The following is a 12,441-nucleotide window of genomic DNA, read 5'->3' on the forward strand; positions in this document are numbered from 1 at the left end:
CTCACTTCCGGCCCGCGGCCTGCTCGACCGCCCGTACGATCTTCACGTAGCAGCCGCAGCGGCAGATGTTGCCGCTCATCCACTCCCGGATCTCCTCGGCCGATCCGCTGTGGCCCTCCTGCATGCAGCCGACGCCGGACATGATCTGCCCGGGGGTGCAATAGCCGCACTGGAAGGCGTCCTGGTCGATGAACGCCTGCTGCAGCGGGTGCAGCCGGTCGCCGTCGGCAAGACCCTCGATGGTGGTGACCTCGGCGCCCTCCAGCCGTACCGCCAGTGTCAGACAGGAGTTGACCCGCCGACCGTCGACCAGCACCGTGCACGCCCCACAGGCACCGGCGTTACAACCCTTCTTCGAGCCGGTCAGGCCCAGATGTTCGCGCAGCAGGTCCAGCAGCGAGGTCCGGTTGTCAACCGTGACGGTGTGCCGGTCGCCGTTGACGGACAGTGACACGGGACTGGTGGGCGGCGACTCAGCGGGTGCCGCTGCGCCGACCCTGGACGGCCCGGCGACCAGGCCACCGGTCGCGACGGTAGCGCCGGCTGCGGTGGTCGCCGTGATGAACGTGCGCCGGGTGGGCCTGACCGGTGGTGCGGTGGGTACGGCGGCTGTCTCAGACGGTTGGGCCGGTATGGGTTCTTCCATGAATCGCTTCCCTCGGATCGGTGTACGTTACGGGCGAGGTCCGGTCAGGCAGCGAGGCGGCTACCCATGGCCGCTTCCGAGATGTGGTTCCACTCCTGCCAGGCCACGACGCGACGCGCGTATTCGTCACGCGTCAGCTCGAGCAGGCCGGCGCCGAGGAAGATCCGCAGCGGCGGTTCCTCGGCATCGACGACCTGGAGGATGGCCGGGGCGGTCGCCTGCGGGTCGCCGGGGGTCGTCCCGCTCCAGAACGCGGCCGCGGCCTCGCGCACACCGTCGTAGGCGGGCAGGTGCTCAGAGTGCACCGCCGAGCTCCCTCCCCAGTCCGTGGCGTAGCCGGCCGGCTCGACGATCGTGATCTTGATACCGAAGCCGCGGACCTCGGCGGCGAGAGCCTGGCTCATCGCTTCCAGCGCCCACTTCGACGCGTTGTAGATGCCGAGGGCGGGGAACGCGCGCAATCCGCCGATCGAGGAGAGCTGGATGACGTGGCCCGAGCCCTGCTCGCGCAGATACGGCAGGACGGCCTGGGTCACCAACAGAGTGCCGAAGACGTTGGTCTCGAACTGGTCGCGGGCCTGCTTCTCGGTGGCCTCCTCGGTCATGGCGAAAAGACCGTATCCCGCGTTGTTGACGACGATGCCCAGCCGCCCGAAGTGGTCGTGGGCCGTCTTCACGGCCAGGTCCACGGCGGACTTGTCGGTGACGTCGAGTGCGATCGGCAGGACATTGTCGCCGTAGCGGTCGACGAGATCGGTCAGGGTGGCGACATTCCGGGCGGTGGCAGCCACCTTGTCACCTCGACCCAGCGCGGCCTCGGCCCAGATGCGGCCGAACCCCCGCGACGTTCCGGTGATGAACCAGGTACGAGACATCAAAGCTCCTGGAAGAAGTGGCCGGGCAGGCCACGACAGCGCACCTCTGCCCGAGACACTGATCGAAGGAAACCGGACGGCCGCGACGGCGGGTCTCAGCACCGTGCTGGTCGGCGCTGGTTCCGTTCCGGCCGGGACATCGCCAAGCCTGCCGTTCATGCCCGGGAACAGCCATCCGCCGCCTTGGCTACCTTCCGTGTTCCTACTGCTGGCAGTGGCAGGCACGGCAGTCGCTGGATGGGGCACACTGGACAGCATGTCCAGCTTCAGCGCCGGCGACGATGGGTCGGCTGCCGGCCTCGATCGGCGTGCAGAGCTCAGCGAATTCCTGCGCAGCCGCCGGGCCCGGCTCAAGCCCGCCGACGTCGGCCTGGCCGACTATGGTCGGCGACGGCGGGTGCCCGGGCTGCGCCGGGAGGAACTGGCACAGGTGGCCGGCGTATCGGTCTCCTACTACACGCAGCTCGAACAGGGCAACAGCGGCAACGTTTCGGTGGAGGTGCTGGACTCCATCGCCCGAGCCCTGCAACTGACCGAAACCGAGCAGGCCTACCTGGCACACCTGGCGAAGCCCACACGAAAGAGGCCGAGCAAGCCGTCACCGCGGACCCAACGGTTGCGCCCCGCCATCCAGCAGCTTCTCGACACGATGACGGACGTACCCGCGTACGTGAACGGATTCCGCATGGACATCCTCGGCTGGAACCGGACGGCCGCCGCACTGTTCGGCAACTGGGCAGAGCTGCCGCCCGAGGAGCGCAACTGGGGACGGCTGATCTACCTCTCCCCCGCCATGCGCGATCTGTTCATCGACTGGGAGCGCAAGGCGGGCGCCATCGCCGGGATCTTGCGCATGCACGCCGGCAGCCATCCCGAAGATCCGCAGCTCGCTTCGCTGGTGGGCGAACTGTCGGTGCGGAGCGAGGCGTTCCGCCAGTTCTGGACTGCGCACGAGGTGCGCCGCAAGAGCCATGGGGTGCTGCGGTTCAACCATCCGCTGGTGGGCGAACTCACCCTGTCATACGAGACGTTCCCTCTGCTCGACGACCCCGACCAGACGCTTGTCACGTACCACGCGGAACCTGGCTCCGAGTCCGCCACGGCCCTGCGGCTACTTGCCAGCTGGGGAACGGACGCGACGACACCGGTCGGCTGAACCAAACCGCAGAGCTCGCAGGGTTTCTGCGGAGCACGATCCTACCGGCGAGCGCCGGGCTGATGACCATTACTGGGGCTCGCTGTGCAGTTCTTCGACGTCGGCCTGGTGGATCTGGTCGCGGAGGCGGAACTTCTGGATCTTCCCGGAGCCGGTCAGCGGTAGTTCGGCGGTGTGGAACCAGCGGGTGGGTGTCTTGTGGGGTGCCAGGTGCGCACGGCAGAGCTGGTGGAGTTCGGTGACTGCTGGGATCTGGTCGGGGTGGGCGGGTACGAGTACCGCGGCAACGATCTCGCCCCAGGTGGGATCGGGCAGGCCGAGCACGGTGACATCGCGGATGCCAGGGTGGGTGAACAGCACTTGCTCGATTTCGGTTGCGTAGATGTTCTCCCCACCGCGAATGATCATGTCTTTGAGCCTGCCGGTGATGCGGAGGTAGCCGCGGTCGTCCATGGTGCCCAGGTCGCCGGTGTGCAGCCAGCCGTCCCGGTCGACGGTTTCGGCGGTGCGTTCGGGCATGTCGAAGTAGCCGAGCATGCGCTGGTAGCCGCGAGCGCAGATTTCCCCTTGCCCGCCGATGGGCACGGTGTCGCCGGTGACGGGGTCGCGGACGGCGATCTCGAGTTGCGGCAGTGGCCGTCCGACGGTGGTGGCTTTGTCGTCGGGCGAGTCGTCGGGGCTGGTCTGCGTGACCACCGGCGACAGTTCGGTCTGGCCGTACACCGTGGTGAACTGGACGCCGAAACGGCGCTCGACCCGGTGCACGAGTTCGGGCGGAACGGGGCTGCCGCCGGAGAGCACCCGCGACAGGCGGGACAGGTCGAACTGGTCGAACTCGGGGTGGCTGAGCATCGCGATGAGCATGGTGGGAACCCCTGCCAGCAGATCCGCGTGGTGGTCCTGGGCCGCGGTGAGCACGAGCACGGGGTCGAACAGCTGACACAGGACGTAGGCGGCTCGCTGGTGCACCGAGCCGAGCACGCCCATTGCACAGCCGGCGGTGTGGAACAACGGCATCGCCGAGACCATGGCGCCCCGGTCCGGAAGCTGTGTCCGGTCGATCATGAACCGGGCGTTGGTGACCAGCCCCCGGTGGTGCAGCAACGCCCCCTTGGGGAATCCGGTGGTACCGGATGTGTACTGGATCTGGGCGGGGTCGCTGGGCCGCACTGTCGGCAGCGAGCCGTCCGCTTGGTGGGTGCGTACGGTGTCCTGCCAGTCCTCGAAGCAGAACGTGGCGCGTAACTCCGGCAGTCCCGGCATCGCTTCCCGCGCGATCGCGGTCATGTCGCTACCGCGAAACTCGGCGGTGTGGAACAGGCCCGCTGAGCGGGACTGCTCAAGTACGTAGCGCAGTTCTGCCGCCCGTAGCGCCGGGTTGGCGGTCACGACGATCACACCGGCCAACGCCGCGCCGTATTGCAGGATGATCCACTCGGGAATGTTGGGCGCCCAAACGGTGATCCGCTCACCCGGTGCGAACCGGGTGAGCAGCCAGTGTCCGCACTGCTCGGCGTCGGCCAGCAGTTGCCGGTAAGTCCATCGGCGGTCCGTGCGTTCGGCACCGGCTGGCGACGGCGTGCCTGGTGGCGCCGCTTCGATGAGGGCGGTCTGGTCCCCGGCGTCCCTGGCGGCTTCGCGCAACAGGTCCCCTGTGGACAGGTCCAGGACGGGCCGGCTGGTGTCGGCGGGCCAGTACGCCAGGTCCATGGGCTTACTCCTCGTCGATTTCGGCTGTGGTGGGGATGGGGCCGCCGCCGTCGGGGATCGGCCTGCCGGAGTCGCGCCATCGCACCGCGGCGGGGAATCCGTGCTGTGCGGCGAATTCCTGGAACCAGCGGCCCTCAGGGGAGTGCCGGGTGATCCCGTCGAACAGGGTGGCCAGGATCTGGGTGCCGTGCAGGCCCATGTTGTCGTAAGCCTGGTTGATCATCAGTTTCTGCATGACCAGCTGGTTGACCGGGACCCCGGCGATGCGGTCGGCCAACGCCTCGACCGCGGCGTCCAGTTCGGCGGCCGGGACCGCCTGCAGCACCAGACCCCATGCGGCGGCGGTGGTTCCGTCGATGGTGTCCCCCGTCAGCAGCATCCGCTTGGCCCGCTCGGCACCGAGCCGGTAGACCCACATCGCGGTGGTCGGACAGCCCCACACTCGCGCGGGCATGTAACCGACCCGGGCGTCCTCGGCCATCACCACCAGATCGCAGGACAAGGCGATATCACTGCCGCCGGCCACCGCGTAGCCGTGCACCTTCGCGATGGTCGGCTTCAGTGAACGCCACAGACTGAAGAAGTCGTCGGTGTTGCGCTTCATGTGCTGGTAATCCTTGATCGGATCCCACACCGGCGGCTGCGTCAGATGGCCGTGCTCAGCGTACTGCTTGAGGTCGTAACCCGCGCTGAACGCACGCCCCGCGCCCTGGAGCACGATCACATGCACCGCCGGATCGTCGTTGGCCCGATCGACCAGCTCCTTCAGCCTGCGCGCCACTTCCGCCGTGATCGCGTTCAGCCGATGGGGCCGGTTCAACGTCAGATAGGCTTTGCGGTCCCGCACCTCATAGCCGATGACATCACTCACGGGTTATTCCCCTCCAGGATGGCCTGGGCAACCGCGACCCAATCGGCGATCAGCCGCTCGGTAGTGCGCCGCTCACCGCGCAGCACATCGGAAATCGCCAGGCCACGCAGGAATTGCACAGTCAGCGACGCCACCATGGGGTAACGCGCGCTGGACGACAGATCCTCGCCGAACACCTCTCCGACCACCCGGTAAAGATCCACACGCGCTCGCTTCTCCTCACGGCGCAACACCTCCCGCAACGCGGGATCCGTACGCGCGGCCGCCCACAACTCCAACTCCGCGACGAACGCCGGACGCACCATCGACGCGCACAGCACCCGGATCGCGCGCTCCACACGATCAAGGTCGGCCGGCGTTTCGGCCTCGGCCTGCCGCACCGCCGCCTCATTGCGCTCCATCAGCAGCCGGATCGTGGCACCCAGCATCGCCTCGCGCGTCGGGAAGTGATGCAGCAACGCACCCCGGCTGAACCTGCCAGCACGCTGCACTTCGACGGTTGTCGTCGCCGCCAGTCCGCGCTCGATCAACAACTCCACCGCGACCTGAACGATCCGCTGCCGTGTCGCCTCACGCTGCGCGGCCCGTACACCCGACGCCATGCGTGAACCGTTTCACAGTCACATCTGACTGTCAACCGCCCAAGACCAAAGGCTTAATGATGATCTTGTGAGTGGAGTGTCCTGTCGAGGACCTGGCCATGAACGTCACGAGGAACTCTGGGCGTGCGGCCGGGGCAGGCTGCAGCTCTGTCCCGTGAACCGAGGGCGATTCAAGGCGTCCACGAGCCGCCCGTCACGTGGTGAACCAGCACGGCACAAGGGCGGCGGCAGGAGCCCCGTCGCCACCCTTGAGGCCGCCAACCCCGACGACACGCCCCGGCTCGTAGGCGGACGCCGTGGCGCCGGCGAGCATCTCCAGTGTGCTTATGGCCGCTCCCGCCCACTTCCCCGCGGTTCCGGTCGGCCCGGTGCAGACAGTCCAGCCTCACTCCAGAGCACAGGACCTTGACCCGAAGGTGATCGTTCACTATTTTGTCCGAGTGAACGTTCACTAGATGGCGTTCACGTTTACCTTGACATCAACTTCAGCGCAGGTGCTCGCGTTGCGAGCCGGCTCCATCGCCCGAATACGACCGCGCGGCGCCGCACCCTATCCCGGAACGCGACCGCACGGCGTGCCCTCCCGCAGGTAACGCCCTCGCCTGTCGCCATCGGCGGCGAAGGAGGACAATGAGACACGGACTTCGCCCGACCCCACGTGCGGGCTTGCTCACCCTCGGACTGATCATCGCTTTGGGCTTGGTCACGAGGTGTGCTGGAGGCGGCGCATCCGAAATCACCGTTCAGCCGGAGGACTCCGCGTACCACGACTACTTCGACAAGCTGTCGACGAGCGCCGCGTCCGCTTCCCGACGTCACGCAGGTCGCCGATGCCCTCCCCACCGCCGATCTCCCCGTGACGTCGCTCCTCGCGGACCCGACAAAGGAGACGCCCTGTGTCCCACCTCCCAATGAACACCTTTCGTGACCGACTGTCCGGCATCCTCTATGGCGGGGACTACAACCCTGAGCAGTGGCCGAGGAGTATGTGGCACGAGGACGTCGAGCTGATGCGCGCCGCAAACGTACGGCTCGTGAGCCTCGGCGTCTTCTCCTGGTCGGCGCTCGAACCCGCCGACGGCACCTTCGAGTTCGGCTGGCTCGACGAGATCATGGACCTTCTCTGGTCGAACGGCATCGCCGTGAACCTCGCCACGCCCAACGCTTCGCCGCCGCCGTGGCTCGCGGAGGACTTCCCCGAGACGCTGATGGTCGAGCGCAACGGTGTCCGCGTCGGCGTGGGCAGCCGCGGACACTTTTGCCCATCCTCCGAGGTGTACCGAGACCGGAGCCGGCGCATGGCGCGCATGCTCGCCGAGCGCTATCGCGACCACCCGGCACTCGCCATGTGGCACATCGGCAACGAGTACCACTCGCACTGCTTCTGCGACGTGTGTGATGACCGGTTCCGGGGCTGGCTTCAGGACAAGTACCAGTCGCTCGAGGAGCTCAACCGGCGCTGGGGAACCTCGATGTGGAGCCAGCGCTACAGCGACTGGGCGCAAGTCCACCTGCCCAAACCGGTCCGAGGCTGGGTGAACCCCGCGCGCGAGCTGGACTTCGCCCGCTTCAACTCCGACATCCAGCTCGAACTCTTCACGCGCGAACGCGACCTGCTCAAGTCCATCACGCCCCACGTGCCGACGACGACCAACTTCATGCAGTTCTTCCGGCTGAACGACTACCGCCGATGGGCGGAGGAACTCGACGTCGTCGCCCTCGACATCTATCCGAACCCAGCCGACCCGGCGGGACTGGCGAAGGCCGCCCTGCAGTACGACCTGATGCGATCCCTGCGTGCCGGACAACCGTGGATGCTGATGGAACAGGCTGCCGGAGCCGTCAGCCAGTGGCCGATCAACCTGGTCAAGCAGCCCGGACGAATGCGGCTCGGGTCATATCAGACGGTGGCGCACGGCGCCGACGCGGTCATGTTCTTCCAATGGCGCGCATCGCGCTTCGGCCAGGAGAAGTTCCACTCCGCCATGCTTCCGCACGGGGGCCAGAACACCCGCATTTGGCAGGAAGTGCTCGCGCTCGGCGACGAACTGACCCGCATCGCGGACGTGGCGACCGCCCGCACCCACGCCGAGGTCGCCATCGTCTGGGACTGGGAGAACTGGTGGGCGGTCGAGGGCTGCGCGCACCCGGACAACACCTACAACTACGCCGACGTCGTGAGCAGCCACTATCAGGCCCTGTGGAACGCGCAGGTGGCGGTGGACGTCGTGACCCTGTCGGCGGATCTGTCGCGCTACCGCGTACTCATCGTGCCCAACCAATACATGATGAACGAGGCCCAGCAAGCCGCCGTGCGCCTCTTCGTCGAGAACGGAGGACACGCGCTCATCTCCTACTTCTCCGGCATCGTCGACGACGATGACCACGTCCTTCCCAACGGCTATCCCGGCGGCCTCCGGGAGGTCATCGGAGCACACGTCCGCGACTTCTCCCCGTTGACGCCGGACGACTCGGTGGCCGTACGAGCCGTCGCGGAGCAGTCGCTCGTGGACGACGCCTTCGCCGCCACCGCAACCCGATGGCAGGACGATCTGATCACCGAATCAGCGCGTGCCGTCGCCGTGTACACGGCCGGCTACCTCGCCGGTCAGCCGGCCGTCGTCGACAACGCTCTCGGCGCGGGGCGCGCGGTCTATCTCGGTGCGCGCCTCGATCAGCCCGCTCTCGACTCTCTCATACGCGCCGTCCTCGACCGTGCGGGCATCCACCCCGTCCACGCGGCGCCCGCCGGAGTGGAAGTCACAGAACGCCGCACCGCCGACCGCAGATTCCTGTTCCTGCTCAACCACGGCCAGGACAAGGCGACCGTGCGCCTCGACAGGCGCGGGGTCGAGCTGCTGACGGGACAGGTTGTCGATGTCGGTCACGAAGTCGTTCTGGAGCCGGCCGGCGTCGTGATCGTGGAAAGCACGCTTGCCTAGGCGATCGCTGTCCGGTCTGGGACCTCAGCACCGCCTGCGAAGCGCATCCGAACGAAAAGTCTCACGGCAGGCCGATGAACTCTGCCCGCCAACGAGACTTCGTTCGGATGCGCGTCATGCCCCGAACCCGTCGGCGCCGTGTCCCCCGAGGCAGTGGATCTTCTGACGCCGGGAGCGGCAACGATCGGCGACAAGCTCTTCACCTGCCGCCCTACGGCGTGGCCCTGCCGAGGCCGGCTCAGGCCCGGACCAGCGGGTCCTGAGCACCGCCACAATCGCCGCCCACGGCCCTCACTCCTCGCCCACCAAAAAGTGATCGATCACATTACGCGTATTGACCCATAGGTGAACGTTCACTACCCTCAACGCAACCGCGTCGCCACAAGCGGTGAGCGGGCCGCTTTCTGCAGCTCAACCGCACCGGCACGCGCACGCTGCCGCCACTTCTCCTCGTCCCGACGCCTCCAAGTCCAGGGAGTTGGACCATGAGCCAAATCAGCCGACGCCACTTGCTGCGCACCGCCGCGGCCGCCGCCGGCGGCGTGATGCTCGCCGCGTGCACCAGCGGTCGCCCTGACAAGCCCGCCACGACGTCCCCAGGCGCCGGCTCGGACCTGAAGGGCGACGTGACCAAGGCACTGGCGCGCCCGGCGAAGATCCAGGAGTCGCCCGCGCTGACGGGCAAAGGTCTGCCGCCCGTCGAGCAGCGCATCCCCGCGAACCCCTACGTCATCCCGCACCGCTGGACGAGTGGGGGCAAGTACGGAGGAAAGCTGAAGATGCTCGCCTTCGGCGCCACGGGCGCTGCCAACGCCAACTCGATCGCCGAATTCTTCTACGGCCACTCGCCCCTGCGCTTCCTCAACGACGGCCTGGACGTCGGCCCCGGTCTCGCCGACCAGTGGAGTGCCAACGACGACGCGTCCGAGTGGACCGTCCACTTCCGCGAGGGCCTCAAGTGGTCCGACGGCGAACCCTTCACCGTGGACGACATCCTGTTCTGGTGGGAGGACATGGTCCTGCCCGGCTACAACGCGCAGACGCCGCCGCCGTCGAACATCTCCGGCACGGGCACCGCGGTGAAGATGACCAAGGTGGATGACCATACGCTGAAGTTCACCTGGGACACCCCGCAGCCGCTCTTCCCCGAGCAACTGGCCACCTATGTCAACGGAGGCCTGGGCCGGAACGGCCCCACCTGGGTGCTGCCGAAGCACTACCTCAAGCAGTTCCACCCCAAGTACAACACGAAGGTCCCCAAGGACTGGGACACGCCGGGCGGTCTGTGGGAGCAGAAGGCCGACTGGAAGCGCAACCCCGACTGCCCCACGCTCACCGGCTACCGGTGCAAGTCCTTCGACAACAACACCGGCATCGTCCTCGAGCGCAACCCGTACTACTGGGTCGTCAACACCAACGGCGACCAGCTGCCCTACATCGACGAGATCAGCTTCTCGCTGCAGACCAACGCCGAGGCGCTCAAGCTCAAGATCCAGCAGGGTGCGGTCGACTACTGCCAGGGCTTGTTCAATCAGGTCAGCCTCGCCGACGTGTCCACGCTCTCCCGGCACAAGGACAGCGGCCACTACGACATCCTGCTGTGGAACACCGGGGACGGCACCGGCTCGATCTTCTTCTTCAACTACGACTACATCGCCAAGGACGAGAAGTACGGCAAGCTCATCCGCGACAAGCGCTTCCGCCAGGCCGTCTCGCTCGGCTGGGATCGTAAGGCCACCCGCAAGAACCTGTACTTCAACCAGGGCGAGCTCACCACCGGCACCATCGGGCCCGGCACGGCCGAGTTCCATGCGCAGCCGGACGGCCCGAAGCTGTACCAGCAGTGGCGCGACTCCTACCTCGGCCCCGACCCCGAGAAGGCCAAGGCACTGCTGGCGGAGATCGGCCTGAAGGACACCGACGGCGACGGCTACGTGGAGTTCCCCGACGGCGCACCCCTGACGATCCAGGTCCCCTACTCCGCCGACATCTCCAAGCCGGAGGCCGACAAGGACGAGCAGCTCGTCGCCGACATGAAGAAGATCGGGCTGCACATGAAGCGCGTCCCGATGTCGCCGGCCGCCTTCGGCGAGCAGTGGACGGCAGGGCAGCTGATGTCCCACACCAACTGGGGCAACGCCAACGGCACCTCGATCATGGTGGTGCCGAACTGGCTGGTCCCGGTGAACACCCAGTACTGGGCCCCGCTGGAGGCCGCCTGGTACGCCAACAGCGCGAGCGGCAAGAACAAGGAGGAGCTGGACCTCGCGCCCATCAAGCGGCATCCCCCGCGTATGGAGCCCGAGCCGGGCGACCCAGTCGAGAAGCTCACCAGCCTGTACAAACAAGCCAAGACCGAAGCAGATCCGGTCAAGCGCAACCAGCTGGTCTGGCAGATGTTCAAGATTCACATTGAGGACGGGCCGTTCTTCATGGGCTCCACGGCCAACTTCCCCGAAGTGATCGTCAAGAACCGGGACCTCGCCAACGTCCCCGGCCCGAAGAACCTCGCCCTCGGCGGCATCACCGGCCCCTGGCACATCCCCGCCCCGGCCACCTACGACCCCGAGTGCTGGTACTGGACGAACCCGGAGAAGCACGCGTGAGCGCATCCAGCGGGGACGGGCCGGCCGTCACCTCCGGGAAAGCCGCATGCTGATCGTGGTCGCCCGCCGCGCCGTCTACATGATCGTGACGCTCGCCGTCGTGTCCGTGCTCAGTTTCGCCATCATCGCCGCGCCGCCCGGCAGTGCTCTCTCGCAGAAGATCTCCCAGCTGCAGTCGCAGGGCGGGGAGGTGACCGAGGCGCAGATCGCCGCGCTGAAGGAGCAGTACGGCGTCGACGAATCCTGGTTCACCCAGTACGGGAAGTGGATATCCGGCTTCTGGCACGGCGACTTCGGGTTCTCCTTCACTCTCAACGAACCCGTCGGTTCCCTCATCTGGAGCCGGCTCGGACTCTCGCTGCTGCTCAGCATCGGGGCCCTGCTCATCGCCTGGGGCTTGTCGATCCCGCTCGGGGTCTACTCCGCCACGCACCGGCGCTCGCTGCCCGACAACGTCATCACGGTGATCCAGTTCGTCGGAGTCGCCATCCCGGAATTCCTGTTCGCGCTCGTGGTCATGACCCTCGCCGCCAACTACCTCGGCGCGGACGTCGGCGGGCTCTTCTCCAGCCAGTACGAGAACGCCCCGTGGAGCTGGGCCAAGTTCACCGATCTGCTCGAACATCTCTGGATCCCGCTGGTGGTGATCGCGGCCGGCTCGACCGCCTGGCTGACCCGCGTCATGCGCGCCAATCTGCTCGACGTTCTCAACAACCAGTACGTGCAGACCGCGCGGGCCAAGGGGGTTTCGGAGCGCAAGGTGATCTGGAAGCACGCGGTGCGCAACTCGCTGCACCCGCTGGTGATGACCTTCGGCACCACCTTCCCCGTGCTGATCTCCGGCGAGGCGATCGTGTCGATCGTCCTCAACCTGCCGACCATCGGGCCGCTGCTGGTCAACTCACTGCTCAACAAGGACATGTACGTCGCGGGCACCATCTTGCTCATGCTCTCGGCCCTGCTGGTGATCGGCAATTTCGTCGCCGATCTCCTGCTCACCGTGATCGACCCCCGCATCCGGGTCGGAGAGTGA

The 12,441-nt window shown here is 66.9% G+C and carries 9 protein-coding genes; 4 read left to right on the plus strand and 5 right to left on the minus strand.

Annotated elements, in window-relative coordinates; all coding sequences use genetic code 11:
* Position 1: 1 nt before the first annotated feature.
* Positions 2-454 carry a (2Fe-2S)-binding protein gene (locus tag ID574_RS47555; protein WP_223167821.1) on the minus strand — a complete coding sequence of 151 codons (453 nt, stop codon included), beginning with the start codon at positions 452-454 and terminating at the stop codon, positions 2-4.
* Positions 455-690: 236 nt separating this feature from the next.
* On the minus strand, positions 691-1,521 hold the full coding sequence (locus tag ID574_RS47560) for an SDR family oxidoreductase (protein ID WP_188195679.1): 831 nt from the start codon (positions 1,519-1,521) through the stop codon (positions 691-693).
* A 256-nt stretch (positions 1,522-1,777) separates the two neighbouring features.
* Here ID574_RS47560 and ID574_RS47565 point away from each other — a divergent pair, with 256 nt between their 5' ends.
* A complete protein-coding gene (locus tag ID574_RS47565) occupies positions 1,778-2,677 on the plus strand; it encodes a helix-turn-helix domain-containing protein (RefSeq protein ID WP_188195680.1) in 900 nt (299 codons plus the stop codon).
* 69 nt (positions 2,678-2,746) lie between these two features.
* Here ID574_RS47565 and ID574_RS47570 read toward each other — a convergent pair whose 3' ends face one another.
* From ID574_RS47570 to ID574_RS47580, 3 genes are read right to left on the minus strand one after another with little or no spacing between them, the layout of a single operon-like run.
* Complete coding sequence (locus ID574_RS47570) at positions 2,747-4,387, minus strand: AMP-binding protein (protein WP_188195681.1); 1,641 nt, start codon at positions 4,385-4,387, stop codon at positions 2,747-2,749.
* Positions 4,388-4,391: 4 nt separating this feature from the next.
* On the minus strand, positions 4,392-5,258 hold the full coding sequence (locus ID574_RS47575; protein WP_188195682.1) for a crotonase/enoyl-CoA hydratase family protein: 867 nt from the start codon (positions 5,256-5,258) through the stop codon (positions 4,392-4,394).
* Positions 5,255-5,860: a TetR/AcrR family transcriptional regulator gene (locus ID574_RS47580; RefSeq protein WP_188195683.1), complete on the minus strand. Its 606-nt coding sequence runs from the start codon at positions 5,858-5,860 to the stop codon at positions 5,255-5,257. Before ID574_RS47580 ends, ID574_RS47575 begins: the two co-directional genes overlap by 4 nt.
* A gap of 896 nt (positions 5,861-6,756) precedes the next feature.
* Between ID574_RS47580 and ID574_RS47585 the strand changes: the two genes are divergently transcribed.
* The 3 genes from ID574_RS47585 (at position 6,757) to ID574_RS47595 (ending at position 12,441) form a co-directional block, all read left to right on the plus strand.
* Entirely contained in the window at positions 6,757-8,802 is a 2,046-nt protein-coding gene (locus ID574_RS47585; protein ID WP_188195684.1) for a beta-galactosidase, read from the plus strand.
* 485 nt (positions 8,803-9,287) lie between these two features.
* Positions 9,288-11,408 carry an ABC transporter substrate-binding protein gene (locus ID574_RS47590; RefSeq protein WP_188195685.1) on the plus strand — a complete coding sequence of 707 codons (2,121 nt, stop codon included), beginning with the start codon at positions 9,288-9,290 and terminating at the stop codon, positions 11,406-11,408.
* Positions 11,409-11,454: 46 nt separating this feature from the next.
* The gene (locus tag ID574_RS47595; protein ID WP_188195686.1) at positions 11,455-12,441 is read left to right on the plus strand and encodes an ABC transporter permease; all 987 of its coding nucleotides are present in this window, start codon (positions 11,455-11,457) and stop codon (positions 12,439-12,441) included.

The organism is Nonomuraea sp. SYSU D8015, assembly GCF_008065375.1.
Classification (GTDB): domain Bacteria; phylum Actinomycetota; class Actinomycetes; order Streptosporangiales; family Streptosporangiaceae; genus Nonomuraea.

Coding starts and splice junctions, on each gene's coding strand:
- ID574_RS47580 (WP_188195683.1), bottom strand. CDS start 5,860: ATGGCGTCGGGTGTACGGGCCGCGCAGCGTGAGGCGACACGGCAGCGG.
- ID574_RS47565 (WP_188195680.1), top strand. CDS start 1,778: ATGTCCAGCTTCAGCGCCGGCGACGATGGGTCGGCTGCCGGCCTCGAT.
- ID574_RS47590 (WP_188195685.1), top strand. CDS start 9,288: ATGAGCCAAATCAGCCGACGCCACTTGCTGCGCACCGCCGCGGCCGCC.
- ID574_RS47570 (WP_188195681.1), bottom strand. CDS start 4,387: ATGGACCTGGCGTACTGGCCCGCCGACACCAGCCGGCCCGTCCTGGAC.
- ID574_RS47595 (WP_188195686.1), top strand. CDS start 11,455: ATGCTGATCGTGGTCGCCCGCCGCGCCGTCTACATGATCGTGACGCTC.
- ID574_RS47560 (WP_188195679.1), bottom strand. CDS start 1,521: ATGTCTCGTACCTGGTTCATCACCGGAACGTCGCGGGGGTTCGGCCGC.